The sequence below is a fragment of the Nonomuraea turcica genome (genome assembly GCF_030718205.1).
GTDB lineage: Bacteria > Actinomycetota > Actinomycetes > Streptosporangiales > Streptosporangiaceae > Nonomuraea.
In genome coordinates this window covers 170,918-197,171 of the sequence record NZ_JAUZQF010000014.1, presented here as the reverse complement: position 1 = coordinate 197,171, position 26,254 = coordinate 170,918, and the positions used below count along the sequence as shown (strand labels likewise).

The window sequence follows — 26,254 nt, the reverse complement described above, 5'->3', positions numbered from 1 at the left end:
GGTCGGGTCAGTGGTCGTAGGCGATCAGTGATCGGGTGATGGGTTGGCCGGTGGCGCGGTTCTGCCAGATCGCGGCGGTCATCGCAAGGGTGCGCTGGGGGACGCGGGCGCCGACTCCGCGTGGGCTGCGGTTTCCGTGCAGTTCGAGGTCGAGTTGGCCTTTGAGGGTGTCGTTGACCGATTCGATGAGCTGGCGGATCGGTTTGAGGAGCTCCTCACCCGGGCGAGGTGTGCAGTTGCGGTAGGACGGGCGCAGCAGCCGGACGCCGCGTTGAGCCAGGTAGGCGTCGTGGTTCCGTCCCGCTCGGGTGAGGATCTCCGCGTACGAGCCGCCCTCGCCCAGCGCGCGGACCTTGCGCTTGAGCTTGTCGCAGGCGGCCAGCAGGCTCGTGGCGACGCTCACGCCCTGGTTGATGTCACGGCGTCCACGATCGCCTCCACAAGCTCGCGGTGCCAGGGGGTGCGGCAGGTGGAGGCGATCGGCAACAGGCGGGGTTCGGGCGTTCAGCCGAGGTCGGCCGGGTGGATGGCGCCCGCGATGGCTCGGTACCCGGCGTCGTTGAGGTGGAGGTGATCGCCTGAGTCGTAGGCGGGATTGAGCCGGTCGGCGTCGGCGGGTGAGGCGGTGACGCGGTCGAGATCCACCACCGCGTCGTACGGGGCGGAGGCGCGGATCCAGGCGTTGATGGCCTCGCGTTTGGCCTCGCTGCGGGCGGTGTAGTAGGCCGATCCTTTGACCGGCATCACAGTCGCGCCGATCACGCGCAGGCCCTTGGCGTGGGCCAGCTGGATCAGTTCGCGAAGCCCCGCGATGACCTGACCGGCGGAGACGTCGGGGTAAGGGGCGAAGATCGGGGAGGGAGGCGCCGCCGCCAGTTCGCCGATGCCGATGTCGTTGATGCCGGCCAGGATGATGACGGTGCGCACGCCCGGCTGGCCGAGGACGTCTCGGCGAAAGCGGGCGGTGGCCTTGTCGCCGAACCAGGCCGAGTCGACGGTGACGCGGTTGCCGGCGATGCCTTGGTTCAGCACGGCGCGGGGCGTGCCGGCGGCGGCCAGGCGTTCGGCGAGTTCGTCGGGGTACCGGTTGTTGGCGTCGGTGCTGCTGCCGGCTCCGTCGGTGAGGGAGTCGCCGAAGGTGACCACGCCGCCGCGGCGCGCCGTGGGGATCACGTCCACTCCGGTGAGGTAGTACCAGGATTGTGAGGTGTCGGTGAAGGCGGCGGCGCCGACGTCGGCGGCGTGATCGCCGGCGGCCCGGTAGGTGGTGGCGAGGGCTTGGGCGTGGTAGGTGGCCGGGCCGGTCGGCTGGCTCGCGAAGAACGTGATGCTGACAGAGTCCAGGGCGGCCAGGTGCAGCGGCACCGGGTCGGTGGCGAGGTCGGCCCCGGCCGGGACGGTGAAGGTGCGCTTGCCGTGGACGGTCAGGTGGCGCAGCGATCCCGGTTCGATGGCGGCCTCGCGGTCGGTGCGGGCGATGGTGGCGTGGTCGATGGTGAGCGGGGTGGTGCCGTAGCGGTTGGACAGCCGGATCCGGGCGGCTTTTCCGCTGGCGCTGATCCGGACGATCTGGCGCATGGTCTGGCGGGTGAAGCCCTGCTGTGACCAGTTGGGGGTGAAGCTGGTGCCGGGACGCTGTGGTGCGGCGGTCCAGGTCGCGCTCCAGCCGGGTCCGGGGGTGGCGAAGGGCTGCCGGGCGGTGTCCGGAAATGCGGCAGCGGTGCCGGTTAGCAGTGCACAGACGGTGATGGCCGTGGCGGTCAGCAGGCGTCGCGTGGCGGAGGACATGGTTCTCCCCGGGTGATGGGTCAGGTGTTGGCGGCGTCGAAGAAGGCGTAGAGGTGGCGGATGCGCCCGTCGGCGAAGACGGCGACGTCGGAGCCGGTCGCGGCGGGGGTGCCGGCTTCGGGATCGCCGAACCGCCAGAAGAAGCGGGCCTGGTGGTGGTGCGCGTCGACCGGGGCGGTCAGGCTGAAACGGGAACCGGGCGGAATCCGCTGCTGCAGGGCGGCGAACGCCGCATCCAGCGCGTCGTGTCCTTCGACGGCGATCTCCGGGTCGGTGTAGGTGCAGTCGGGGGTGAGAATCTCCTCGATGGTGGCGCGCCGCCCGGCGGCGTCGGTGTCGTTGATGGCGTCGATGAACCGGTGGATGAGATCGGCGTGGTTCATGAGTTTCTCCTGGTCAGTGCTGGACGGTGACGACGATCTTGCCGACCTGGGTGTTGGACTCCATGTAGCGGTGGGCTTCGACGATGTCGGCCAGGTCGAAGGTGCGGTCGATGACCGGGGCGAGCGCTCCGGCGCGCAGACCGTCGGTGATGAAGGTCTCGGCCCTGCGAATCCGCTCCTCATCGGCGAACAGGTGGAAGATGGCGTAGCCGTAGACGTTGATCGGCCACCACATCGGCAGCGGGGTGGGCCGCCCGTCCAGTGAGCCGTAGACGATCAGCATGCCGTCAGGGGCCACGGCCTGCGCCAGGGCGGGCAGGCCGGGACCGGCGACGCCGTCGTAGATCAGCCGGGCGCCGCGCTCGCCGGTGAGGGCGTGCACCTGCTTCACCATGGCGCCGTCGTCGGCGGCGATCACGTGGGCGGCGCCCGCGGCCAGCAGCCCGTCGGTCTTGGCGCCGGTCCTGGTCACCGCGATGGGCGTGGCGCCCAGGTGGGCGGCGATCTGGATGGCGGCCAGGCCGACGCTGCTGGAGGCGGCCGTGACGACCACGTCATCGCCGGGCTGCAGCCTGCCGACCTCGACCAGTGCGCCGTAGGAGGTGAATGCGGGCAGCCAGATGGCCGCGCCGGTCACGGCGTCCATGCGCTCCGGGCGGCGGATGAGCCGCTTGGTCGCCACGATGGCCCGGTCGGCGTAGATGCCGTGGATGGACATCCCGTCGTCGTTGGGCTTGGCCACGATGCTGACCGCGTCGCCGGCGCAGATGTCGGTCACGCCCGGTCCGACGGCTTCCACGACGCCGGCGGCCTCGGTGCCCAGGCGAGAGCCGGGCAGTACCGCGTCGTAGTAGTACCGGCCGGTGCGCAGGAACACCTCGCCCCGGTTGAGGCCGAACGCGTCGATGCGGACCCGCACCTCGCCGGGGCCGGGCTCACCGATCTCCACGTCCGCGAGGTAGAGCACCTCGGGACCGCCGAGCTCGTCGAACAGGACCGTCCTGGCTTTCATCACGAACCATTCCCTCTGTCATCGGAGTGTGCGCCGCTCGAAACCAGAACGGCGTTCAAACTTTGTGCGCCGTACTCTAACGTAGCGGTGTAAGCTGTCAAGCGTGCAAGAGCAGACAGTGGGCCGACGGGCACGGTTGCGGGCGCAGACCACCGCGGAGATCAAGGCCATCGCGCTCAAGCACCTGAGCGAGGGCGGCCCTGACGCGGTTTCACTGCGGGCGATCGGTCGCGAGATGGGCATGAGCGGCAGCGCCATCTACAGCTACTTCGAGACCCGTGACGCGTTGATCACCACCTTGATCAACGACATCTACACCTCACTGCTGGACCAGGTAGAGATCGCCCGCGACGCCGTCGCCTCCGACGACATCGCCGGCCGCATCCTGGCCTGGGGGCAGGCGGTGCGCGCCTGGTCGCTGGCCAACCCCGAAGGCTTCCGGCTGATCTACGGCGATCCGGTCGCCGGCTACCACGCGCCGGACGGGGGTCCGGCCCCCGAGGCCGCCAAACGCGCCTGCCTGGGACTCACCGAACTGGCCGCCGCCGCCTGGCCGTACGCGAAAGCCACCCAGGCATCCACCGACCACCAGTGGTTGGACTTCTCACCCGGCCTGGCCGACACCGTCCGCGAGCATTTCCCCGGCCTGCCCCCGGCCGCCGTCGCCCTCGCGCTGCGCATGTGGGGCCGCATGCACGGCTTGATCTCCCTGGAGGTCTACGGCCATCTCGGCACGCAGACTGGCGATCCCGCCAAGCTCTACCACGCCGAACTGCTGGACCTGCTCAGATCACTGGGGCTCGACGTGGAGCATGCGCGTCATCTGGGGACGCCACGATCCTCGGCCTGAGCCTGTCGGCGATGTGCCGCAGGAGGAGATGACGCCTGCCACAGATAACGCCCTATCATCTGTGCCATCGCGCTCCGTCGCCTGGGGCGACGCCGTCCAGGCCCCGCGCGCCCGGGCCGAGGCAGGTGGAGCAGGCTGATCGTCAAGGCCGCATGGCGCCCTAGCCAGGATCAGAGCCACGCTCGCCACCAGGGTTGGCCAGCGCCCAGCACAGGTATCAGTCTCGACCCTCCGGTGGCTGAGCATGCAGGCTCAGGGGCAGTGCAGGGATTGCTCGGTCCAGATGGCCTGGCCGGTGGCGGTGGAGCGGGTGCCCCAGCGCTGCGACAGGGCGGCCACCAGGTACATGCCGCGCCCTCCCTCATCGGTTTCGGCCGCCCGGCGGATGCGCGGCGTGCTGATGCTGCCGTCGAAGACCTCGCAGGTGAGTACGTCGCCGCGCAGCAGGCGCAGCCGGATGGGGCCCTTGGAGTGCCGCACGACGTTGCCGACCAGCTCGCTGACCAGTAGCTCGGTGGTGGGCGTCAGCTCCTCCAGCCCCCACGAGGCCAGCTGCGTGCGGACGTGCTTGCGCGCCTGCCCGGCGGCTCTGGCGTCCTTGGGCAGCGGCCAGGACGCCACGTCGTCGGTCGGCAGCGCGTGGGTGCGGGCGATCAGCAGGGCGGTGTCGTCGGCAGTGCGCTGCGGAATGGGCAGCAGGGCGGCGGTGAGGGCGTCGCACAGGTGTTCGAGGCGGTCCTGCTCGCCGCGATCGTCCGCCTGCGGATCGTCCGGGCGCGCGCCCTGGGGCGCGGGGCGGTCCGGCTCCTGCACCAGGGCGGCGGTGAGGGTCCGGACGAGGGCGGCCATGCCCTGGTCGATGTCCAGGGTGGCCGACTCGACCAGGCCGTCGGTGTACAGCACCAGCAGGCTGCCCTCGGGCAGATTCATCTGGACGGTGTCGAAGGGCGGCGTTGCGGCGCCCAGCGGCGGATCGGGATCGCTGTCGGGGAAGGTGACGGCGCCTCCGGGGTGGACGACCACAGGCGGGGGATGCCCTGCGCTGGCGTACACGCACTCGCGCGTCGTGGGGTCGTAGATCATGCACAGGCAGGTGGCGTAGAACTCGTCGCCGAACCTGCGCACCAGGTCGTTGAGGTGGGTGAGCAACTCGTCGGGAGGCAATTCGAGGTTGGCTAGAGCGTCTACGGCCGTACTCAGGCGGCCCATGATGGCCGCCTGGCACACGCCGTGTCCCATGACGTCGCCGATCACCAGGGCGACCCGCTGGCCGGACAGCCGTATGACGTCGTACCAGTCGCCGCCGACTTCTATGTCCTCACGGGCGGGCAGGTAGCGGGCCGCAGTGGAGACGGCGGGTGAGGAGGGGAGGGCTGCAGGCAGCAGCGCGCGCTGCAGTTGCTGGGCGCGGGTGCGCTCGGTGTCGTAGAGCCGGGCTCGTTCCAGGGCCTGGGCGACCAACCCGCTGATCGTGGCGAAGAGGTTGCGCTCCTCGGCGGTGAACAGACGTGCCCGGTCGAAGGAGATTACGCAGCTGCCCATGGCGTGCCCGGAGGCGATCAGCGGAAGGAAGACCCAGGCGTTCTTTCCTCCCCGCACCGGCATGTGGGCAAGGTGCGGGTACAGATGGACGAACTCCTTGGCCGAGGCGATGAACATCGGGACTCGGGCGCGGATGACGTCGGCGCTCGGGAAATGGTCGCTCACTGGCATGTGCTCGACGGTCTCCGTGAACTCTCGCGAGTATCCGGCACCTCCCACCACTCGGAGGTGGTCGCTTTCGAGGTGGAAGATGTTCAATCCGGTGGCGCCGAACGGCGGCAGGACGTGGTTTGCGACCGCTTCCACGACGTCCTGGACGGTCAGCGCGTTTCCCAGCGCCGCGGTGAGCTCCTGGATGCGGGAGGGGTCCGGCGCGGTTTCCGAGATCGGGCGTTCTTCGGGTGCGGTGTGCGGCGCGGCCGGCTCATGTGCTCTGGAGATGCGTCTCATGACGTCGCCTTTCTGCGGGTACGGTTGCCCACCGGTGTGGCGCTGTGCGCTGTCGGCAGTCGTGGTGTCAGGTGCTCGAGGACCTCGAAGACGGCGGCCTTGTCGCCGCCGACCATGATCGTCAGGGTTCCGGCGCGCGCCTGCGGAACGCTTCCCGACACGGGCGCGTCGAGCATGCGCGCGCCGCGCGCCCCCACGTGTACGGCCAGGTCGCGACTGGCTTGCGGGCTCACAGTGCTCATCTCGACCCAGATCGCTCCCGCGGCGAGGCCGGACAGAACGCCGTCCCGCCCCGAGGCCACCGCCTTCAGGGCGTCGTCATCGGGAATGGAGGTCAAGACGACATCCGCGGCCTCGGCGACCTGGCGCGGCGTATCGTGCCAGCACAGGCCCGCGGACACGAGATGGTCCGCGCGGCTGCGCGTCCGGCTCGTCCCGTGCATGCGATGTCCGGCTACGAGGAGACGGCCGGCCATCGCGCCGCCCATGTGGCCGAGGCCGACGAAGCCGAGCGTCGGCATGCTGGTTGCCGTCATCGTGACGTCCTCTCCTGGAGGGCCGCGTTCACGGCCGGTGGTGCGTCCTGCCCGCGGCAAGACCGGCCCCGGGACTGCAAAGGCGGCGATTACCAGAGGCTTTTCGTCCAGCATGTGCCTGCCGTCTTCCGTGGTCTGCCCGGCTAGCGGCCATCCTGGCTACCGGCTGGCGGGAATCCCCGGCGCCCGGGCTATCCGTGGATGGCGCCCGGACTGGTGAGCTCGCCGATTCAACTGTCGTCAGTTCGGCGGGCTGGCCTGGGTAGTGGTGACTATGTGTGGTTGCCGAGGGCGTGGCGGCTGTAGGTGATTCCGGTCTCGGCGGTGGTTGGTGGCGGTGCACATGTTCGGCCGGCTGGCGACGTAGTCGAGCAGCACGGTGGCGAACGGGTCGGGAACGGGCGAGGGCGGGGTTCCGATCCGGATGAGCACCTGCTCACCATCTCGGATGACGTCGGCGAGGGTGAGGCGGACCAGGCGGCTGACCAGCTGGGCGTAGAGGAGAAGCAAGTCGCGGCGACTCGAATGCGAGCGGGCCGGCCTGGTCGATGAGGACCTCGCCAAGGAGAGCGAACCGCTGCGCGTGAGTCGTGACCTCGCCGACCTCTGGCCGCTGTTCTCGCTGCGTGTGACGACGCCGGGGCTGGAACTGGCCCTTCCGGACAACCGCGACCTGCTATCTACGCGTGGGCCTCTACGATGAGCGTGCCCACAAAGCCGGGCTGAGGGGCGGGCTCGACCCAGGCGCGCACGTCGCTCTCGCACGCCTCAGGGCACCGACCTTTTCGAGGCCGCTCGCAGGCGCCTGGACGCCCTTGGGATCCGCACCCCGCGCATCCATCTGGCTGACCAGAGCAAGAGCCACTACCCGGCGGACATCGCAGTGGTTGAGGATGTGCCCGGGGCAACGCTGGAGGTGCTGCTCCAACAGGACCCGCACGGTGTGAAGGTGCTTCTGTCACGGCTTGCTGACGCGCTCGGCGCGATGCAGCGGCACCAGGACCAGGATTCGGCAAAGCCGCCCTGATCGACAACGGCAGCATCTCCCATGGCCACTCGTGTGAGCAGGTCGTCCTCGACCGTGCCCTTCGAGGACCTCGACGAAGCCGCCTCGCGCGACACGCGGATCGCGGACGCCCGCGACCGCCTGGAGGACATGGTTCGCGGGCTGGCCGACACGGTGCGCCCGCGCTCGGAGTACGGGCTCGTCCACGGCGAACTCGCAGCGCCTGACTTGCTACACGCTGGCGATGCGCCTGTCGCTCGTCGCCGGACCGCTACGGCTGCTCGACGGCGACTTCATCCGGATCGAAAGGGCCAGCCCGTCTGCCAACTCTGACCGCCTGCGACCACCGAACCGCTTGGAAACAATCATTTTGACCAGGCGGGGCATGCATGGTGGGTAACCACTTGCTTACCGTATGGATATTTCGTCTGCTGGCACGCGGACGGGATGATGTGTTCGAGTTTTGGGGCGAGAGTGGCTGGTGGGGGAGGTGTTGCGCTGGTGTTGGCAGGTCGGAGGTACCGCTTGGAGTTCGATTTCGGTCAGCGGCTGTTCGCTGAGCGGTTGGGCGGGATCTGCCGCAGTGTGTGGAACACCGGTTTGGAGCAGCGTCGCGCCTATCGGCGCCGTGGTGCGTTCATCGGCTATGAGGCGCAGTGCCGCCAGCTCGCCGAGGCGAAGAGCGACCCGGATTGTGCCTGGTTGGCGGAGGCTCCCGCGCAGGTAATCCAGCAGACGCTGAAGGATCTGGATCTCGCCTGCCGCCAGCACGGCACATGGAAGGTGCGGTGGAAGAGCAAGGCAAGGTGGAGGCCGTCTTTTCGGTTCCCAACGGCCAAACACATCCCGGTCGAGCGGATCAGTCGTAAGTGGGGGCGGGTGTTCCTGCCGAAGTTCGGGTGGGTGAGGTTCCGCCTGTCCCGCCCCTTGGGAGGGAGCGTGAAGTCGGCGACCGTGGCCCGCGATGGCAAGCATTGGTTCATCAGCTTCCTCGTCGACGATGGCCTCGGCGAGGTGGGCGAGCACGCCCGTCCCGGCCGGCATGTGGGGGTCGACCGGGGGGTGGTCACCGCCGCCGTCACCAGCGAGGGGGAGTTCTTCGACCGCCGGCACGCCGGTGAGGATGGCGTTTCTTCGACAGCGCCGCCGGTTGAGGGCGGCGACAGCCCGGGCGATACGGGGTTCCTGTCGGCGGGTGAGGCCATCCGGTACAGGCGGCTGGAGCGCAAGCTGGCCCGGTCGAAGAAGGGCTCGAACCGGCGTCGGCGGGTGGTGCGGGCGATGGGTGATCTGATGCGGCGGGCGCGGTGGCGGCGCGCGGACTTCAATGCCCAGGCCGCGCATCGGCTCACCCGCGACAACGCGATCGTCACGCTGGAGAAGCTGAACGTCCGGGCGATGACGGCGTCGGTCGCGCCGAAGCCCGACCCCGGAAAGCCGGGAGGGTACCTGCCCAACGGGCGCGCGGCGAAAGCCGGATTGAACAAGTCGATTCTGGATAAGGGGTGGTACGGGCTGGAGACCGCGTTGCGGTCCAAGGCCCGCTACACCGGGACCTCGATTCGGGTCGTGGATCCTGCGTACACGTCACAGACGTGCTCGAACCCGCTCTGCGGGACGGTGGACGCGAAGAGCCGCGAGAGTCAAGCGGACTTTCGATGCACCTCCTGCGGGCATGTCGAGCACGCTGATGTGAACGCGGCGAAGAACATCAAAGCCAGAGGATACGCGGCCGGGCTGGTCGTGTCAGGGCGTGGAGACCCTCCCGGGTCGGTGAAGCGTCAAGCACCCCGTACCATAGCTCGCGGCGTGGGTGACGCGCCGCGAGCTGCCGCGTAAGCGGCACGGGAATCCCTGGTCGTCAGTCCGGGGAGCAAGTCAAGGGACGATGGATCGGTCGGTTTGGCAACCCGAGGAGGAAGCGTGAACGGCGACATCACCCAGAGCCAGGAGTGGGCGGCTCTGTCCAAGCACCAGGAGGAGCTGGCGGGCACGACCCTGCGTGAGCTGTTCGCGGAGGACCCCGGCCGTGCCGAGCGCATGACGGTGACCGCCGGCGACCTCTACCTCGACTACGCCAAGCACCGCGCCACCCAGGAGACCGTGGACCTGCTCGTGGCCCTGGCCGAGCGGGCGGGCCTGCGCGACCGGATCACCGCCATGTTCTCCGGCGAGCACATCAACGTCAGCGAGGACCGCGCCGTGCTGCACGTCGCGCTGCGCGCCCCGCGGGAGGCCGAGCTGGTCGTGGACGGCCAGGACGTCGTGGCCGACGTGCACGCCGTGCTCGACAAGATGAGCGCCTTCGCCGACCGCGTCAGGTCCGAGGAGTGGAAGGGCGCCACCGGCAAGGCGATCGAGACCGTCGTCAACATCGGCATCGGCGGCTCCGACCTCGGCCCCGCGATGGCCTACGAGGCGCTGCGCGACTACGCCGACGCCGGCATCGCGGCCCGGTTCGTCTCCAACATCGACCCGGCCGACATCACCGGCAACCTTCGCGACCTCGATCCCGAGACGACGCTGTTCGTGGTGAGCTCCAAGACCTTCACCACGCTGGAGACCCTCACCAACGCCAGGGTCGCGCGCCGCTGGCTGGTCGAGGCCCTCGGCGGGGAGGCGGTGTCCAAGCATTTCGTGGCCGTCTCCACCAACGCCGAGAAGGTCGCCGAGTTCGGCATCGACACCGACAACATGTTCGGCTTCTGGGACTGGGTCGGCGGCCGTTACTCCTACGACGGCGCCATCGGGCTGTCGCTGATGATCGCCATCGGGCCCGAGCGTTTCCGTGAGATGCTCGCCGGCTTCCACACCATCGACGAGCACTTCCGCACCGCGCCGTTCCACGCCAACATGCCGGTGCTGATGGGCCTGCTCGGGGTCTGGTATGACGACTTCTTCGGCGCCGAGACCCGCGCCGTCCTGCCCTACAGCCAGCGGCTGCACCGCTTCCCCGCCTACCTGCAGCAGCTCACGATGGAGTCCAACGGCAAGTCCGTACGCGCCGACGGCGCCCCGGTCACCACCAACACCGGCGAGATCTTCTGGGGCGAGCCGGGCACCAACGGCCAGCACGCCTTCTACCAGCTCCTCCACCAGGGCACCCGCCTCGTCCCGGCCGACTTCATCGGCTTCGCCGAGCCGCACGACGACCGCGAGGGCATGCACGACCAGCTCACCGCCAACCTCCTCGCCCAGACGTCGGCGCTGGCGTTCGGCAAGACGGCCGAGGAGATCGCCGCCGAAGGCACCGCGACCGCCATCGTTCCCCACAAGGTGATGCCCGGCAACCGCCCCACCTCCACGATCCTCGCCCCGAAACTGACCCCGTCGACGCTCGGCCAGCTGGTGGCGCTCTACGAGCACATCGTGTTCGTCGAGGGCACCATCTGGGGCGTCGACTCCTTCGACCAGTGGGGGGTGGAGCTGGGCAAGAAGATGGCCCTCGACCTGGCCCCGGCCCTCACCTCGGAAGAGCCCCCCACGACCCTCCCGGACCCGTCCACGGAACGGCTGGTGCGCAAATACCGCGAACTCCGCGGCCGTCGCGTCTGATTGCACAACGGACACGCCCGCCACGCGGGTGGTGCATCGGCCGATCGGGGACGACGATGGGTCAATGGACATCATGGAACTGGTGGAGCGGTCGAAGGACGCCGCGACCGTCAAGCGAGTCTTCGGTGAGCCGATCCAGCACGGCGACGTCGTCGTCATCCCCGTCGCCCGGGTCGCCCACGGAGGCGGCGGCGGTCAGGGCGAGGGCAAGGGGGAGAAGGGCGAGGAGAGCGGGGGCAGCGGCGGCGGATTCGGCTTCGGGGCCACGCCGGCGGGCGTGTTCGTGCTGAAGGACGGCGATGTCCTGTGGCGGCCCGCTGTGGACGTCAACCGCATCGTGCTGGGCGGCCAGGCCGTCGCGATCGTGTTACTGCTGACCCTTCGCGCCATCTTCAAGAGGCGGCGCCGTAAGCGCTGATGGTCAAGGCGGTCCGGCTCGTAGAGTGAACGTCGTGAGCTCTGTGACGCAGTTCGTGGCTTTCGGTGGTGTCGTGTTGCTCGGGGCCATGTCGCCCGGTCCGGACTTCGCGGTGGTCGTACGACGTTCCGCCGTCTCCGGGCGCGGCTACGGCATGGCCGCCGCGCTCGGAATCTCCGTGGGCGTCTTCGCCTGGGTGGTGGCCGCGGCCACCGGCGTGGCGGCGCTGCTGGCCGCCTCGGCGGCGGCGTTCACCGTGGTCAAGGTGGTCGGCGCGGCCTACCTGCTGTATCTCGGGGTCAAGGCGCTGCGCTCGGCCCTGCGCAGGGGCGGGGAGCCGGCGCTGGACGTAGCGGCCGATCCCGGGCGGCGCGGCCCGTGGGCGGCCTTCGCCGAAGGGCTGCTCACCAATGCGCTCAACCCCAAGGCGGCGCTGTTCTTCGTCGCCCTCGTGCCGCAGTTCGTCAGCGGCGGCGCCTCCCTGGCCGACACGCTCGTGCTCTCGCTGATCGCCCTGACCGGGACGGTCCTGTGGTTCCTGATGGTGGCCACCATCGTGGGCACGCTGCGCAAGGTGTTCGCCAGGCCCGCCGTGCGCCGGGCCGTGGACGCGTTGACCGGGGTCGCGCTCATCGGCCTCGGCGTCAAGCTCGCTGCCGCCGGCCGTCCGTAGGCCGGGTCCGCCGTCCAGGGCGGCCGCGCTGTCGGCTTGCGACGCCAGCCGCGGTCACGCGGCGCGGGCGGTCGATCCGGCATGGAGGTCGGGCTGAGCCACGAGGAAGCGGGCGGAGATGGGTGGGTCAGCGGCCGTCGAGGCGGTGAATGGCGTCGCCGTACAGGTCCGGGCTGCGGTCGCAGGCCTCGACGAAGTCACGGGGGAAGCCCAGCTCGAACTCCACCGCCGACTCCAGCCGCCGCACCGCCTCCTCGGGCAGGACCAGTCCCACCGCCCCCAGACTGTCCTTGAGCTGCTCGGCGCTACTGGCCCCCACGATCGGGTGCACGCCCCGCCGCAGCACCCACGCCAGCGCCACCTGCGACGCGGTGACACCCAGCTCCCCGGCGACGTCCACCACCGCCCGCGCCGCGGCCAGATCGCGTTCGCCGAGCGAGTCGGGCGACACCCGCGAGGCCGGCGCCCCGGGGTCGTTGTACCGGCCGGACAGGACGCCCCGCTCGAGCGTCCCCCACGCCGCCACGCTCATCCCGTACGCCTCCGCCATCGGCAGCAGCTCCCGCTCCACGTCCCGCCGCAGCAGGCTGTAGGGCACCTGCAGCCCCGCGAACGGCGTCCACCCCCGGAACTCGGCGACGGTGTTGGCCCGGCTGACCAGCCACGCCGGAGCATCCGATATGCCGACATAGAGCACTTTCCCGGAGCGCACCACGTCGTCCAGCGCCCGCATCGTCTCCTCGACCGGGGTGTGCCGGTCCCACACGTGCACCCAGTAGAGGTCGATGTAGTCGGTACGCAGCCGCCGCAGGCTCTGCTCCAGCGTCAGCATCAGGTTCTTGCGGTGGTTGCCTGCCGCGTTGAGATCGGTGCGGTCACGGGTGCCGGTGTACTTGCTGGCCAGCACGAAACGATCACGCCGCCCCTGCAGCAGCTCGCCGACGACGCTCTCGCTGTCGCCGTACATCGAAGCCGTGTCGATCACGTTGCCGCCCGCGTCGGCGTACGCGTCGACGATGCGCCGCACCTCCGGCGACGCCGAGCGGAAGGTCATCGCGCCCAGGAACAATTCCGAGACTCGCAGCCCGGTACGGCCGAGCAATCGGTAACGCATCACGTCAACTCCTCCCCTTCACGTCAGGCCTGGTACGGCGTGGCGAGGCGGGCCTCGCGCAGCGCGCTGCTCCACCAGCCGAGCTGGTCCAGCATGGCCTTGGCCGCGCCGTCCGGCCCTTCAGGATCCATCAGCCGGCCCTCGGCGTCGAACCGGGTCCAGTGCTGGTCGAGGCTGATCCAGTTGCGGATGGTGACGGCGTGCATCTCGCAGAAGACCTGCCGCAGGTGCTCGGCCGCGCGCACGCCGCCCCCGTAGCCGCCGTAGGACACCAGCGCGACCGGCTTGGCCTGCCACTGGATGGGGTGCCAGTCGATGAAGTGCTTGAGCGAGGCGGGGAAGCTGTGGTTGTACTCCGGCGTCACCACCACGTACGCGTCCGCCTGTTCCAGCCGCGCGGCCAGCCGCCTGAGGTCCTCGGGACGGCCGTCCACGTCGTAGAGCCGCTCTGCTGTGCCGGGCAGTTCCAGCGGCAGCGGCGTGTCCGCCAGGTCGACGACGTCGATGTCGAACTGGCCGTGCTGTCGCGCGTGTTCGGTGAACCACCTCGTGATCGTGGGGCCGAAACGGCCTTCGCGAACGCTGCCGGTGATCACCGCGAGTTTCATGTTCGTCATGGCGTCCAACCTGCTGCGGTTCGCGCCGCCGAGGAAGGCCGGGCGGAGACTGGCCCTGGCAGGGCCACGATAGGGCCCGGGCGGCCGCCGTACACTCGGGGCGTGAGTGACAACGAGCTGGGGGCTTTCCTGCGGGCCCGCCGTGAGGCACTCAAGCCCGCCGACGTCGGGCTCCCGGACGGGCCGCGGCGGCGCACGCCGGGGCTGCGCAGGTCGGAGCTGGCCACGGTGGCCGGGCTGAGCGTCGAATACCTGACCAGGCTGGAGCAGGGCCGCGACCGCAACCCGTCCATGCAGGTGCTCACCGCGCTCGCCGACGCCCTGCGCATGACGCCGGAGGAGCGGATCCACCTCCGCTCCCTCAACAAGATCGCCAGCGGCGCCATCGGGCTGTGCCCCGGGGCCGGCCATGGGCCGGCCCGCACGGTGCGGGCCACCGTGCGCGCGGTGCTCGACCGGCTGGAGCCCGCGCCCGCCGCCGTGGTCAACCGGCTGAGCGAGGTGGTGGCCCGCACCACCGGCCACGAGCGGCTCTTCGGCCCCGTCGGGCTGCTGGACGGCGACCCGCCCAACATGATCAAGTACGTTTTCGCCGACGTGCGCGCCAGGGTCGCCTTCCCGGACTGGGATCGGGTGGCCGACGAGTACGCCGCCGCCCTGCGCCTGGAGGTCGGCCAGGGCGACGAGTACGCCGCCGAGCTCGTCTCCGAGCTGTCGTTCGCGGCGGGTGAGCCCTTCACCGAGCGGCTGTCGCGGCCGCCCGAGCCGCCGCGCATGGCCGCCGTGGAGCGGCTCGCGCACCCGCAGGCCGGCCAACTGCGACTGGCCCGCGAGGTGCTCGAGCTCGACGACGGCGAGCTGCGGCTGCTCATCTACCTGCCGGCCGACGCGGCCACGTCGGCCGCCCTCGACCGCCTCACCGGCCGCCACCCGGGCGCCCTGCGCGCCGTCACGGCGTAACCGGCCCAGCCTCGGCGCTGCCTCGGCGCGCTGATCGCCCGCCGCCCGCCTCGCCGCCGCAACCGGCGCGCCCCGGGCTTCGGGCGGTGCTATTCGCGGACGATGAGGCCCAGCGCCGTGGCCACGACCGTCGCCTGGAACGGATCGATGATCGCGTCCTTGAACGTGACCTGCTCCAGGTCCAGAGTGCTGAGGTCGCTGCCGCGCAGGTCGCATTTGGTGAGGTCGGCTCCGCGCAGCCACGCCCCCGACAGGTCGGCCCGCCGCAGCTCGGCCCCCTCGAGCTGGACCCCGCTCAGGTCGGCCTCGCGCAGCCGGGCGCCGTCGATGGAGCTGCCGCGCAGGTCCGCGCCGGACATGACGACATACGACCAGTCGCCGCCCTCAACCTTCAGCAGCCCGTACGTGCACCCCTCGAACACGCTCCCGGTGAGCTTGCACCCCCTGAACGTCGCGTCGAAGAAGGAGCAGCCGATGAACGTGCAGTTGAGGAACTGCGCGTCATCGTGCTCCGACACGTTGAACCGCACGTTGCCGAACGTGCACTCCTCGAACGAGCAGCCCCGGTTGAGCAGCTCGGTCAGGTCCACGTCCTGGAACAGGACTCGCCGGTAGCTCTCGCCGGTGAGCTCCAGGGGATCGCCCCAGTCGGCGGCGCCGATCGTCTTCTCGATGGGGAACGTCGGTCTCCTGTTAGCCATGCGAACAAATTAACGGATCAGGCCCGCTTGGCGATGGCCGTGATGAAAGGTTGCACGAGCTTGGCGGCGAGCGGGCCGAACGCCGCCAGGATGAGCACGTACGCCGCCGCCAGCGCCCCGAGGTCGGGGTGCACGCCCGCGCCGACCGCCAGCCCGGCGATCACGATGTTGAACTCGCCGTGCGGGATGAGCGCGATGCCCGCCCGCGCCTGCCCGGCCTTGCCGATGCCGGCCCGCTTGGCCGCGTACGCACCGGTCAGGAGCTTGGTCACCATGCTCACCAGCGCTAACAGCGCCGCCAGGCCCGCCACCGGTAGGATCTTCGCCGGGTCGGTCTGGAGTCCGAAGAACACGAAGAACACCGCGGCGAACAGGTCCCGCAGCGGCGCCAGCAGCGCCTGTGCGCCTTCGGCCAGCTCACCGGACAGCGCGATCCCCACCAGGAACGCGCCCACCGCCGCCGACACCTGCAGCTGCTGCGCCAGCCCGGCCACCAGCAGGGCGAGCCCGACCACCTTGAGCAGCAGCACCTCGGAGCTCGGGCTGGACACGAACGCCTCGATGAACCGCCCGAACCGCAGCGCCACGACCAGCACCACGGTCACGGTCACCAGCGCGATGCCGACCGAGATCGCCCCGCTCACCAGGCTCAGCCCGGCCAGCACGGTCGTCAGCACCGGCAGGTAGACCGCCATCGTCAGGTCCTCGAACACCAGCAGCGACAGCACCGTCGGCGTCTCCCTGTTGCCGATCCACCCCAGATCGGACAGCACTTTGGCGGCGATGCCGGAGGAGGTGGCGTAGGTGACGCCCGCCATGGCCACGGCCGCGACCGGCCCCCAGCCCAGCAGCAGCGCGCAGATCGCGCCGGGCGCGGCGTTGAGCACCAGGTCGACGAGGCCCGCGCGGGCGTTGCCGGTCAGGCTCGTCACCAGCTCGTCGGCGTTGTACTCCAGGCCCAGCGTCAGCAGCAGCAACACCACGCCGAGCTCGGCGCCGACGGAGATGAACTCCTCGCTGGTCGCCAGCGGCAGCACGCCGCCGGTCCCGAACGCCAGGCCGGCGATCAGATAGAGCGGGATGGGAGAGATGCCGATGCGCAGGGCCAGCGCGCCGAGCACACCCAGGCCGAGAAGGACGGCACCGAACTCGAGGAAGATGACCGCGGTTTCGTGCAACCCGCGGCCCTACCCTCGGGCCAGGATGCCGGCCACCTCTGCGGTGCTGTCCTCGCTGCCCACGACGACCACGACGTCGCCCACTTGGAACATGAAATCGGGCCCCGGGCTGGCGACCACCCGGCCACCGCGCACGACCGCGACGATGGAGGCGCCGGTGCGGGTGCGCACGCGGGCCTCTCCCATGGGGCGGCCCGCGTAGGGGGAGCCTGCAGGGATCGGCAGCTGCACGCTGACCAGGCCCTCGACCTGCTGGTGCAGCTGGTTGAGCCGCTGCACGATGCGCGGCGCGCCGAGCAGCTCGGCCAGGGCGTCGGCTTCCTCGTCGTTCAGCTTGACCGTCTGGCAGGCGCGATCGGGATCGTCCTCGTCGTAGATCACCAGGTCGCGGCGGCCGGTGCGGTGCGACACGACGCCTACGCGCCGGCCCGCCCGGGTGGTGAAGTCATGACGCAGCCCGATGCCCGGCAGTGCTGTCTGCTCAACCTCCACCTGACCCACCCGTGTCGCGTTTCAGTCCGTTTCCGGATAACCCTACCAATAGGGCGATCAGCGACTTTCCGCGCGGCGCAGCGGCCGGCCCACCTCGTGCAGGTGGCGCATAGCCTGCCCCCACGACGCGAACAGGCCGCACTCGGCGTAGTCCACGCCGATCGACCGGCAGTAGTCGCGGACGATCGGCCGGGCCTTGCGCAGGTTCGCCGTGGGCATGCTGGGGAACAGGTGGTGCTCGATCTGGTAGTTCAGCCCGCCGAGCGCGGTGGTGACCAGCCGGCCGCCGCGCACGTTCCTGGAGGTCAGGACCTGGCGGCGAAGGAAGTCCAGCTCATCCTCAGCGGTGAGCACGGGCATCCCCTTGTGGTTGGGCGCGAATGTGCACCCCAGGTAGACGCCGTAGCACCCCATATGCACGGCGAGGAACACCAGCGCCTTGCCGGGAGAGAGCACCAGGAAGACCGCGCCGAGGTAGGCCAGGTTGTGCGCGACCAGCAGCAGTCCTTCGACCTTCCGGTTCTTGAGCGACTCGCGGCGCAGCGCGCGGAAGCTGGCGACCTTCAGGTTCAGCCCTTCCAGCGTGATCAGGGGGAAGAACAGGAACGCCTGCCAGCGGCCGATGACCCTGGCCAGCCTGCTGGCGCCCGCGGCCTGATTCTCCGACCAGACCAGCACTTCGGGCGAGACGTCAGGGTCGTGGTCCTCGTGGTTGGGGTTGGCGTGGTGCCGCGTGTGCTTGTCCATCCACCAGCCGTAGCTGAGCCCGATGGCCAGATTGCCCACCAGGAGCCCGGCCGTCCTGGACGTGCGCCGCGACCGGGAGATCTGCCCGTGCGCCAGGTCGTGGGCCAGCAGCGTCACCTGGGCGAACGCGACGGCGAGCAGCAGCGCGACCGGCACCTGCCACCAGGAGTCCCCCACTGCGGCGAACAACGCCCAGCCCCCGGCGAACAGTCCCGCCACGAGGCCGATCCTGGCCGTGTAGTAGCCGGGACGCTTGTCCAGCAGCCTCGCCTGGGCGATGCGGCGCGACAGCCTCGCGAAGTCGCTCCCCCGCTCCCCCGATGCCCTGGCGCGGGAGGTGTCCACTACAGTCACATTGATCTCCGATGCTGGTGAGTCGTATGCGAATACCCATCAGCATCGCTGGGCTGGAGTCTATGCGAACCCCGGCGGTCACCCGTCCCTGTGGTAGTGCAGGCCCTACCACCGGGACGGCACGGCCCGTAGTTCCCGGGAACTAGGCTGGTCAGTGCCCGCGCCCGATGTGCCGGGCACCGGTGCGTTCCTACGCTCTCGGACGTGATCAGACGTATTGTCGCCGCTCTGCTCGCGCTCGCCGCGCTGCTCGCCTGGGCGGCGCCCGCGGCGGCCCATGGCCGCAGCGGCGAGACCGACGTGCGCTTCGCCCAGACGATCTCCGGCATGGAGATCACCGTCGTGGTGCGGGCGAGCGTGCGGGTGCCGTCGCCGCTGCAGGTCGATGTGGTCGTCCACGGACCCGGTCAGGGCGGGCGGCTCGACCTGGCGCTCCGCTCGGTCGCGGGCGGCGGCGCCTCGTCCGGCAGTGTGCGGGTCGAGGCGGGCCGGCCGGGGATGTACCCGGTGGTCCTGTCGGTGGCCCGGGTGGGCCCGCACGAGCTGGAGCTGCGTGCGGGCGCGGAGCGGTCGGTGTTGCCGTTCGCGGTGCTGGTGCCGCGGACGCCGCTGTGGGAGGTCGTGGTGTACGCGGCCTTCGCGTGCGCCGCGGTGGCGTTGATCGGCGCGCTGGTGGGCGCCGCGATGTCGAGGCGCGTGGTCGCCGCCGGCTTCGGGGGCGGCTTCGCGGTGGCGGTCGTCGTGGCGTTCACCGCGGGATTGCTCTCCCCGTGGTTCGCCCCGTCCGTCCCCGAGGGCGCGCCTGCGCCGGATGCGCTGCTCGGGCGGCCCAACGCGCAGCCGGTGATCGAGGTGCTGCCCGAGCGGCCGGCGCGCCGGTCGGCGTTCGTGTTGCGGGTGGAGTTGTACGACGGGTCGACCGGGCGGCCGGCCGACGACCTGGTCGAGCATCACGCCGCGTTGTCGCACATGGTGGTGACCAGCCAGGACGGTACGTACTTCCGGCATGTGCATCCGATCCGCACCGGGCCGGGCACGTACGAGGTGCGGCTGCGGGCCGAGGAGGCGGGCCGCCACCTCGTCTACGCCGAGTTCGAGCGGGCGGACGCGGGCGGGCAGCTGGTGTCCGGCGAGTTCACCGTCGGCGAGCCGGGGCGGCCCCCTTCGGTCGCCGAACCCGCGCGGCCGGCGGCCGGTCCCGGGCCGCCGGTCACCGAACCGGTCCGGCCGGTGGCCGGTCGGCCGGTGCGGATCACGCTCGACGCCGGGACCGCAGACCTGCAGCCGTGGCTCGGCATGGCGGGTCATCTGATCGTCCGCAGCGAGGACGGCGGCTACCTGGGGCACGTGCACGAAGCCCGCTCCATGGGTGCGGAGAAGCCGCCGGACGAGTCCGTCGCCCGCTTCGGGCCGGGGCTGGAGTTCATCTTCAGCTTTCCCCGCCCGGGCCGCTACCTGGCCTGGATCCAGTACGCCAGGAACTACGAGATCGTCACCGTCCCGCACCTCATCGAGGTCGCGGCGGAAATGAGCCCCTGATGAGACGGTGGATCCACATCGCCCTGCCGCTGCTGCTGATCGCGGCCGGGATCGCCTGGATCCTGCGCGGCGGCACCGGCACCGGCCCTGTCGAGTTGCCGGCGCGGGGCCTGTACTACGCGGTCACGGTGGCGCTGGAGCCGAGCACCGGCCCTGTGGAGGCGCGGGTCAAGGTCGACCCGGCCGCCCCGGCGGAGGTGTCGCTGTTCGCGGTGATGCCCCACATGGGTCACACGACCCCGGAGATCGTCGCCGAGTCCGACGGACCGGGCCGGTACGTGGCGCGCGGCGAGCTGTTCACCATGACCGGCGCCTGGGAGATCGCCGTCCGCGTGCGCGGACCCTCGGGCACCGAGATCGTCAAAGTCACCACATTGGTCGGACAAGGAGAAAGGGAGACGCCATGACGGCGTTACACGCGACAACAAACTCTGCGCCCGTGCGCGAGGTCCCGCGCCGGGAGGTGACCGGTGCCTGGTTCCTGCTGTTCGGCTACACCACGCTGCTGACCGGCATGGTGTGGGACGGCCAGTGGCACGGGGACGTGGGTCCCGACAACTTCTGGACCGCGCCCCACCTGCTGCTCTACAGCGGGACCGCCATCATCGGGCTGACCTGCCTGACGGTGGTGCTGCTGTCGACGTGGGCACGGGGGCCGGTCACCGCCACCCCGTCGGTGACGGTGTTCCGGACCTTCCGGGCGCCCTGGCCGTTCCTGGTCGGCGGGCTCGGCGCGTCGGGCAACCTGGCGTACGCGGGCTCCGACCTGTGGTGGCACGACCTGTACGGCTTCGACATCGCGGCCGGGGCGACGCCCTCGCACCTGGGACTGGGGTTGTCGATCCAGGTCGAGGTCTTCGCCATGGTGATGGCCTTCGCCGTGTTGCGCCGGACCCGGGCCGAGCGGTGGGGGCTGGCGCTGGCCGTCGGCGTGGCCACCTTCGGCTCGACGTCGGCGTTCGGCATGGTGTCCGAGCTGGTCTTCAGCTGGCTGCCGGGGGTGGCGCCGCGGGTGCTCGGGCTCGGCGCGGTGGGAGCGCTGACCCTGAGCCTCATCGTCGGCCTGACCCGGGGCTGGCAGTGGCCGGCCGCGGCGGGTCTGGCGTTCCTGGTCGTGCAGGGCGCGCTCGCGTTGTTCGCGCCGGCCGCCACCCGCTGGTACGCCGAGGCGATCGGTCAGCCGATGCGCGACTACGCCGCGAACGCGCCGCAGGCCCTGATCGCGCACCCGGCGACCTTCCCGCTGATCGCGTTGCTGGCCGGAGGGGCGGTGGCCTGGGCGGTAAGGCGGGGCGTCGGCCCGCTCAGGATCACGGCGGCGGTCGGCGTGCTCGCCGGGTTCAACACCGCGATCTTCTACAACGTGGTCGGGCTGGAGATGAACCTGCTGGTCACGTTGCCGGCGGTGGCGGCCGTGGGGGCGGGAATGGGCTGGCTGGGCTGGCAGTGCGCCACCATGTTGCGCCATTTCGGCCTGCGCGAGCCGCTGGCGGTCAGGACGGTGACCGCATGATCCGCGTCCGTGCGGGACGTACCGATGGCGGCCGCCTGATCCGCCTCGGCGCGGGACGTACCGATGGCGGCCGCCTGGTGCGGCGGGCGCTGGTGGGGCTGATCGCGGCGGTGGCGGCTCTGCTGCTCGCCGCGGCTCCGGCCACGGCGAGCGGCGCCAGTGCCGCGTCGCCCCTGCCGGGTGAGATCGTTCACACCGAGACCCTGCGGATGAGCGATCAGTCCACGATCACCGTATCGTTCACCAGGTGGCCGATCCGCGCCATGCAGTCGCTCGACTTCGCCTTCGAGCCCGCGGGCGGCATCGACGGGCGTACCGGGCTGGTCACGACGGTCACGCCGGACGGCGACCGCAGGGGGCTGAAGGGCATCGTCCTGCAGCGCCGCGGCGACGGCATCGTGCTGCCGCGGCACCCGCGCGCCCGCCAGGTCTGGGGACTGGACGTCGTCTCGCTGCAGCAGGAGGGTACGTGGCGCTTCGAGTTCGCCGTGGAGGGTCCGGGCGGGACCGCGACGGGGGTCCTGCCGGTCCCCGTGATCGGGCAGCCGGGCCCGCCGCTGCCGCTGAGCTGGACGATCGCGTTGGCGCCGTGGGCGCCGGTGGCGGTGCTGCTGGCCGTCGGCTGGCGGCGTACCCGGCAGATCAGGAAGAGCGCCCGACCCTCCTGGAGTGGATGAGCGACGGCCTGCTGGCCGGCCTGCCGCCGCTGGCCGGCTGGCTGCTCGGGCAGGACGCCCGGCTCGCCGTGCTGCTCCCGCTGGCCTGCGCGCAGTCGGTGGCGTTGATGTGGTCGCGACGGTTCCCCCTGGCGGCGCTGTGGGTGGTCGTCGGGCTGGAGCTGATGCTGATGGCCCTGCTGCTGATGCCGGTCCTGGTCGGTCCCCTGGTCGCCGCGTCCCGTCTGGGGGCGTGGGGCCGCGGGGACCGGCGGGTGATCGGCGTGGTGGGGGTGCTGGCGCTGCTCCTCACCGGGTTACCGTTCACGTTGGTCGCCGTCGGCGACGCGTTGCGGGTGGTGGCGGTGTACGCGGCGCTGGCGCTGCTGTTCGTCGGGTTCTGGGCGGTCGGGCGGGTCGACGGGCGCCAGCGGGAGCGGATCCACGCGTTACGGGCGCGCTCGATGCTCCTGGAGGCGGAGCGGGAGCAGGCCGAGCGGCGGGCGGCCGAACGCGAGCGGGCGCTGCTGGCCAGGGAGTTGCACGACATCCTCAACCACTCGGTGACGACCATGGTGGTGGACGCCGAGGCCGGGGCCGACACGCGCCAGGGCATGGAGGAGACGTTGCGGCGGGTGGCGCATACCGGCAGGGAGTCGCTGGCCGAGCTGCGGCGCCTGCTCGGCGTGCTGAGGCAGCCGTCCGGGCACGACCCGCTGTCCCCGCCGCCGAAGCTGGAGCAGCTGGAGGACTTGGTGGCGGCGCTGCCGCCGGGCGGGCCGCGGGTGGTGCTGGAACGCGAAGGTGACGTACGGCAGGTGGACGCGAGCATCGAACTGGCGGCCTACCGGGTGGTGCAGGAGGCGCTGACCAACGTGGCCAAGCACGCGGGGGCGGTGGACGTGCGGGTGGTGCTGGCGTACGCGCCGTCGCTCCTGACGATCCGGGTCGTCAACCCGGTGCGCGGCGCGACGATCGGGAACGGGGCGGGCGTGGGGCTGATCGGCATGAGGGAACGGGTCGAGCTGCTCGGCGGGTCGGTGCGGGTGACCCGGGAGCGTGACACGTTCGAGGTGTGCGCGACGCTGCCGCTGCGGAGCGTCACGTGACCGGCGTCCGGGTGCTGATCTGCGACGACGAGCAGCTGCTGCGGGAGGCCCTGGTGCGGCTGGTCGGGGCGGCCGGCGACCTGACCGTGGTAGGTGCCGTCGGCGATGGGGCGGCGGCCGTCGCCGCCGTCGCCGAGTTGCGGCCGGACGTGGTGCTGATGGACATCCGCCTGCCCGGTATGGACGGCATCGAGGCGACCCGCCGCATCGTCGGGCAGAACGGGCCGTCCCGCGTGCTGATCTTGACGACGTACGACCTGGACAGTTATGTCTACGCCGGGCTGCAGGCCGGGGCCAGCGGGTTCCTGCTGAAGGACGCGCCGGGCGAGCGGATCCGCGACGGGATCCGCATCGTCGCGGCCGGGCAGTCGGTGCTGGCGCCCGAGGCGACCACCCGCATGATCGAGGCGCTGCAACCTCTGCTGCCCACCGACGAGGACCGGGCGCTGCTGGCAGCGGCCGACCGGCTGACCGAACGCGAGCGCGAGGTCTGCGAGCTGATCGCCGAGGGCTTGTCGAACGACGAGATCGCGCGCCGCCTGGTGATCAGCCGGTACACGGTGAAGGTGCACGTGTCGAGCGTCCTGACCAAGCTGGGGCTGCCGGACCGCGTGCACGTCCTCCTCTCGTGGTCGCGGCTGCGCGGCCTGCGCCCCTGATGCCCCGTCCCGCACCGTCGGCTCAGAACATTCCGTGGGGAACCTCTGCGGCTTCTGGCACCGGCCGCACGACATCCCAGTGCTCAACGATCTCCCCGTCGACCAGCCGCCAGATGTCGACGACGGCGACACCGCGCGGGTCGTCGTCCGTGGCCATGTGATAGTGCATCACCACATGATCGTCGTCGGCGATGACCCGTTTGAGGTCGAGCCGGGCTCGGGCCACGGGAGCCTCGGCGATGAACGCGATGAAGGCCTCCCGCCCCGAGGGGTTTCCCGGACTGTGCTCGATGAAGTCCTCGTGCAGGAGGGTACGGAGCACGTCGATGTTCCCCGCCGCGAACTGGGTGAAGCCGTGGAGGGTGAGGTGCTTGTTGCGTGCGGCTTTGCTGCTGTCGCTCATGGGGGCAACCGTCCCAGCCGCCGCCCGGCCCTGTCGATTACCTGGCGTGTAATCGAGATGATCAACGCAGCGGGGCGATAATCGCCGCATGATGCAGGACCGGCCGGTCGGCGAGCTGCTGCGCGAGTGGCGGAGCCGCAGAGGGCTCAGCCAGCTCGATCTGGCGATCCAGGCAGAGGTGTCCACCAGGCACGTCAGCTTCGTGGAGACCGGACGGACCATCCCCAGCAGCGCGATGGTGTTGCGTCTGGCCGAGCAGCTGGGCGTCCCGTTGCGGGAGCGCAACCGCCTCCTGGTCGCGGCCGGCCACGCCCCCGTCGTCCGGGAACGGCCACTGGAAGATCCGCACCTGGCGTCGGCGCGGAATGTCCTGAAGCAGATCCTGCGGGGGCACGAACCCTACCCGGCGCTCGCCGTGGACCGTCGCTGGAACCTGCTGTTCGCCAACACCGCGATCGACGTCTTCCTGGAGGGCGTCGATGCATCTTTACTGCGACCGCCGGTCAACATGATGCGGCTGGGCCTGCATCCGAACGGGTTCGCGCCGAAGCTGCGCAACCACGGGCAGGTCCGCGCTTTTCTGCTGCCCCGGCTCGCCCGCCAGGTGGCGCAGACCGGTGATCCCGAGCTGAGCGCGTTGTATGAGGAACTGCTGTCCTACGGCCCCGAAGGTGACCAGGCGCCGCCCGACCCCGCCGACATCGCGCTGCCCATCCGCATCTGCCATCGCGGAGCGGAGCTGTGCTTCATCAACACCGTCACGACGTTCGGCGCCGCCTTCGACGTCACGCTGGAAGAGATCGCCGTCGAGGCATACTTTCCCGCCGATGACGACACTGCCCGCTTCTTCCGGACAGGAGCCGCAACACCCCCTGAATGAAACGGTGGCCTCCCCACCGCACCCAACCCGGCTGTTCACTCTGCCCCACGCGAACCAACCGTGTTCATCGACGGAGTCGGGTTCGTTCGTCGGTGGAGCAGCGGCGGATCCTGGCCGGTGTCGAGTTGGGTGCGCGGGACGGGCGGATGGTCGATTGTTCGACGCACGGTTCCGGTTCACTGCGGGTTACCGGTTTAGCGGACGGCCAGGGCGCATACCGCGCGCACGTCGTCGTCGGTCAATTCCGGGCGCAACAGGGAGTGGTCGATCATCTTGGTGACGTCGGCGACGGTGGTGGAGGTCATGAGCGTGGCTCCTTCGCAAGGGAGGCTCGGCAGGGAAAGGGCCGGGTCACGGGTGGACGGCGTCCATGCCCGGGGACTCGACGGCGAAGGCGACGTCGAGGCCGTATCGGGCGGCGACGTACAGGGAGTCGGTGAGCTCCAGCGGCTCGTCGTTCTGGTCGAGGATCAGGCGGTGCTCCACCAGAAGCGGCGCGCCGGCGTCGACGGCGAGCAGGCCGGCCTCGCGCTCGCCCGCTATGGCGGCGCCGATGCGGGCGTGGCCGCGGGCCGGGGTGCGGCCGAGCGCGCTCAGGGCAGCGTGGAGGGAGCCCTGCTCGAGATCAGCCTCGAGCAGGGCGCGCAGGCTGCCCGGGAACAACGCCCTTTCAAGAGCGACCGGCAGGTCGTCGGCGAGCCGGACGCGCTCCACCGCGATGACCCGTCCATGTCTGCCCAGCCGCAACCGGTCGGCCTCCTGCGGGGTGGCGGCGCGGGTGGCGGCCGACAGCAGCCGAGAGGAGGGCCGCTGCCCCCGGCGGCGGATCTCCTCGCTGAAGCGCACCAGGCTCTCGGCGCGGCGGCTGCTCGGCGGCAGGGCCACGAAGGTGCCCCGGCCGGGGCGCCGGACCACCAGGCCGTCGGCGACCAGGCGTTGCACGGCCGCGCGGGCGGTCATCCTGCTGACGGCGAACTCCTCGCTCAACTCGCTCTCCGAGGGCAGCGCGTCGCCCGGCCGAGCGGCGGCCACGCGCTCGCGCAGCGCCTGTTCGATGACGAAGTAGCGGGGTGCGAAGTCCTCGGGCCGCTTGCCTGTCGCGTTCATCCCTCGAATATA

General features: G+C 70.7%; 27 protein-coding genes and 2 pseudogenes. 14 read left to right on the top strand and 15 right to left on the bottom strand.

Features of this window, described 5'->3' with window-relative positions:
* Positions 1–7 precede the first annotated feature (7 nt).
* The 4 genes and pseudogenes from Q9G87_RS33490 to Q9G87_RS33475 all read right to left on the bottom strand — a co-directional run.
* Positions 8–289: pseudogene (locus Q9G87_RS33490) on the bottom strand (IS982 family transposase); the annotation flags it as partial.
* A gap of 215 nt (positions 290–504) precedes the next feature.
* On the bottom strand, positions 505–1,788 hold the full coding sequence (locus tag Q9G87_RS33485; RefSeq protein WP_305920541.1) for an SGNH/GDSL hydrolase family protein: 1,284 nt from the start codon (positions 1,786–1,788) through the stop codon (positions 505–507).
* Between the two features lie 20 nt (positions 1,789–1,808).
* The gene (locus Q9G87_RS33480) at positions 1,809–2,171 is read right to left on the bottom strand and encodes a nuclear transport factor 2 family protein (RefSeq protein WP_305920540.1); all 363 of its coding nucleotides are present in this window, start codon (positions 2,169–2,171) and stop codon (positions 1,809–1,811) included.
* A 13-nt stretch (positions 2,172–2,184) separates the two neighbouring features.
* Positions 2,185–3,183 (bottom strand): zinc-dependent alcohol dehydrogenase family protein, encoded by a 999-nt coding sequence (locus Q9G87_RS33475; protein ID WP_305920657.1) that lies wholly within the window; start codon positions 3,181–3,183, stop codon positions 2,185–2,187.
* A 103-nt stretch (positions 3,184–3,286) separates the two neighbouring features.
* Between Q9G87_RS33475 and Q9G87_RS33470 the strand changes: the two genes are divergently transcribed.
* Entirely contained in the window at positions 3,287–4,033 is a 747-nt protein-coding gene (locus Q9G87_RS33470) for a TetR/AcrR family transcriptional regulator (protein WP_305920539.1), read from the top strand.
* Positions 4,034–4,285: 252 nt separating this feature from the next.
* On the opposite strand, the gene Q9G87_RS33465 is transcribed toward Q9G87_RS33470, so the two are convergent.
* The 3 genes from Q9G87_RS33465 to Q9G87_RS33455 form a co-directional block, all read right to left on the bottom strand.
* Entirely contained in the window at positions 4,286–6,025 is a 1,740-nt protein-coding gene (locus Q9G87_RS33465) for an ATP-binding SpoIIE family protein phosphatase (RefSeq protein WP_305920538.1), read from the bottom strand.
* Positions 6,022–6,561 carry an NAD(P)-dependent oxidoreductase gene (locus tag Q9G87_RS33460; RefSeq protein WP_305920537.1) on the bottom strand — a complete coding sequence of 180 codons (540 nt, stop codon included), beginning with the start codon at positions 6,559–6,561 and terminating at the stop codon, positions 6,022–6,024. The genes Q9G87_RS33465 and Q9G87_RS33460 overlap by 4 nt, the downstream gene beginning before the upstream one ends.
* 240 nt (positions 6,562–6,801) lie before the next feature.
* Positions 6,802–7,071: a hypothetical protein gene (locus Q9G87_RS33455; protein WP_305920536.1), complete on the bottom strand. Its 270-nt coding sequence runs from the start codon at positions 7,069–7,071 to the stop codon at positions 6,802–6,804.
* Positions 7,072–7,315: 244 nt separating this feature from the next.
* Between Q9G87_RS33455 and Q9G87_RS60850 the strand changes: the two are divergent.
* From Q9G87_RS60850 to Q9G87_RS33435, 5 genes and pseudogenes are all read left to right on the top strand, one after another.
* Positions 7,316–7,588: pseudogene (locus Q9G87_RS60850) on the top strand (phosphotransferase); the annotation flags it as partial.
* A 426-nt stretch (positions 7,589–8,014) separates the two neighbouring features.
* The gene (locus Q9G87_RS33450) at positions 8,015–9,406 is read left to right on the top strand and encodes an RNA-guided endonuclease InsQ/TnpB family protein (protein ID WP_371825860.1); all 1,392 of its coding nucleotides are present in this window, start codon (positions 8,015–8,017) and stop codon (positions 9,404–9,406) included.
* 84 nt (positions 9,407–9,490) lie between these two features.
* Positions 9,491–11,122 (top strand): glucose-6-phosphate isomerase, encoded by a 1,632-nt coding sequence (gene pgi, locus Q9G87_RS33445; RefSeq protein ID WP_305920535.1) that lies wholly within the window; start codon positions 9,491–9,493, stop codon positions 11,120–11,122.
* Between the two features lie 64 nt (positions 11,123–11,186).
* Positions 11,187–11,540, top strand: a complete 354-nt coding sequence (locus Q9G87_RS33440) for a spore germination protein GerW family protein (RefSeq protein WP_305920534.1) — start codon at positions 11,187–11,189, stop codon at positions 11,538–11,540.
* A 34-nt stretch (positions 11,541–11,574) separates the two neighbouring features.
* Positions 11,575–12,213 carry a LysE family translocator gene (locus Q9G87_RS33435; protein WP_305920533.1) on the top strand — a complete coding sequence of 213 codons (639 nt, stop codon included), beginning with the start codon at positions 11,575–11,577 and terminating at the stop codon, positions 12,211–12,213.
* 127 nt (positions 12,214–12,340) lie between these two features.
* On the opposite strand, the gene Q9G87_RS33430 is transcribed toward Q9G87_RS33435, so the two are convergent.
* Positions 12,341–13,327, bottom strand: a complete 987-nt coding sequence (locus tag Q9G87_RS33430) for an aldo/keto reductase (RefSeq protein ID WP_305920532.1) — start codon at positions 13,325–13,327, stop codon at positions 12,341–12,343.
* A gap of 23 nt (positions 13,328–13,350) precedes the next feature.
* Positions 13,351–13,944 carry an NADPH-dependent FMN reductase gene (locus Q9G87_RS33425; RefSeq protein WP_305920531.1) on the bottom strand — a complete coding sequence of 198 codons (594 nt, stop codon included), beginning with the start codon at positions 13,942–13,944 and terminating at the stop codon, positions 13,351–13,353.
* A 102-nt stretch (positions 13,945–14,046) separates the two neighbouring features.
* On the opposite strand from Q9G87_RS33425, the gene Q9G87_RS33420 reads away from it, so the two are divergent.
* Positions 14,047–14,904, top strand: a complete 858-nt coding sequence (locus Q9G87_RS33420) for a helix-turn-helix domain-containing protein (RefSeq protein WP_305920530.1) — start codon at positions 14,047–14,049, stop codon at positions 14,902–14,904.
* 89 nt (positions 14,905–14,993) lie between these two features.
* Here the strand turns inward: Q9G87_RS33420 and Q9G87_RS33415 are convergent, their stop codons facing one another.
* Genes Q9G87_RS33415 through Q9G87_RS33400 form a run of 4 tightly spaced genes read right to left on the bottom strand, consistent with a single transcriptional unit; the run spans position 14,994 to position 18,376 of the window.
* Positions 14,994–15,605 carry a pentapeptide repeat-containing protein gene (locus Q9G87_RS33415; RefSeq protein WP_305920529.1) on the bottom strand — a complete coding sequence of 204 codons (612 nt, stop codon included), beginning with the start codon at positions 15,603–15,605 and terminating at the stop codon, positions 14,994–14,996.
* 17 nt (positions 15,606–15,622) lie between these two features.
* Complete coding sequence (locus tag Q9G87_RS33410) at positions 15,623–16,783, bottom strand: cation:proton antiporter (RefSeq protein WP_305920528.1); 1,161 nt, start codon at positions 16,781–16,783, stop codon at positions 15,623–15,625.
* A 9-nt stretch (positions 16,784–16,792) separates the two neighbouring features.
* Positions 16,793–17,275: a cation:proton antiporter regulatory subunit gene (locus tag Q9G87_RS33405; RefSeq protein ID WP_305920527.1), complete on the bottom strand. Its 483-nt coding sequence runs from the start codon at positions 17,273–17,275 to the stop codon at positions 16,793–16,795.
* 57 nt (positions 17,276–17,332) lie between these two features.
* Entirely contained in the window at positions 17,333–18,376 is a 1,044-nt protein-coding gene (locus Q9G87_RS33400) for a fatty acid desaturase family protein (protein ID WP_305920526.1), read from the bottom strand.
* 204 nt (positions 18,377–18,580) lie between these two features.
* On the opposite strand from Q9G87_RS33400, the gene Q9G87_RS33395 reads away from it, so the two are divergent.
* Genes Q9G87_RS33395 through Q9G87_RS33370 form a run of 6 tightly spaced genes read left to right on the top strand, consistent with a single transcriptional unit; the run spans position 18,581 to position 23,852 of the window.
* Positions 18,581–19,915, top strand: a complete 1,335-nt coding sequence (locus Q9G87_RS33395; RefSeq protein ID WP_305920525.1) for a hypothetical protein — start codon at positions 18,581–18,583, stop codon at positions 19,913–19,915.
* Positions 19,915–20,322, top strand: coding sequence for a hypothetical protein (locus Q9G87_RS33390; protein ID WP_305920524.1), 408 nt, complete (start codon positions 19,915–19,917; stop codon positions 20,320–20,322). The genes Q9G87_RS33395 and Q9G87_RS33390 overlap by 1 nt, the downstream gene beginning before the upstream one ends.
* A 32-nt stretch (positions 20,323–20,354) precedes the next feature.
* On the top strand, positions 20,355–21,428 hold the full coding sequence (locus Q9G87_RS33385; protein ID WP_305920523.1) for a hypothetical protein: 1,074 nt from the start codon (positions 20,355–20,357) through the stop codon (positions 21,426–21,428).
* Entirely contained in the window at positions 21,425–22,105 is a 681-nt protein-coding gene (locus Q9G87_RS33380; RefSeq protein ID WP_305920522.1) for a hypothetical protein, read from the top strand. The genes Q9G87_RS33385 and Q9G87_RS33380 overlap by 4 nt, the downstream gene beginning before the upstream one ends.
* Entirely contained in the window at positions 22,102–23,193 is a 1,092-nt protein-coding gene (locus tag Q9G87_RS33375; RefSeq protein WP_305920521.1) for a sensor histidine kinase, read from the top strand. Before Q9G87_RS33380 ends, Q9G87_RS33375 begins: the two co-directional genes overlap by 4 nt.
* A complete protein-coding gene (locus Q9G87_RS33370) occupies positions 23,190–23,852 on the top strand; it encodes a response regulator (RefSeq protein WP_305920520.1) in 663 nt (220 codons plus the stop codon). Before Q9G87_RS33375 ends, Q9G87_RS33370 begins: the two co-directional genes overlap by 4 nt.
* A 22-nt stretch (positions 23,853–23,874) precedes the next feature.
* Here the strand turns inward: Q9G87_RS33370 and Q9G87_RS33365 are convergent, their stop codons facing one another.
* Positions 23,875–24,255, bottom strand: coding sequence for a nuclear transport factor 2 family protein (locus Q9G87_RS33365; protein WP_305920519.1), 381 nt, complete (start codon positions 24,253–24,255; stop codon positions 23,875–23,877).
* Positions 24,256–24,343: 88 nt separating this feature from the next.
* On the opposite strand from Q9G87_RS33365, the gene Q9G87_RS33360 reads away from it, so the two are divergent.
* Complete coding sequence (locus Q9G87_RS33360) at positions 24,344–25,135, top strand: helix-turn-helix domain-containing protein (protein WP_305920518.1); 792 nt, start codon at positions 24,344–24,346, stop codon at positions 25,133–25,135.
* A gap of 351 nt (positions 25,136–25,486) precedes the next feature.
* Here Q9G87_RS33360 and Q9G87_RS33355 read toward each other — a convergent pair whose 3' ends face one another.
* Complete coding sequence (locus tag Q9G87_RS33355; RefSeq protein WP_305920517.1) at positions 25,487–26,242, bottom strand: GntR family transcriptional regulator; 756 nt, start codon at positions 26,240–26,242, stop codon at positions 25,487–25,489.
* Positions 26,243–26,254: the final 12 nt, after the last annotated feature.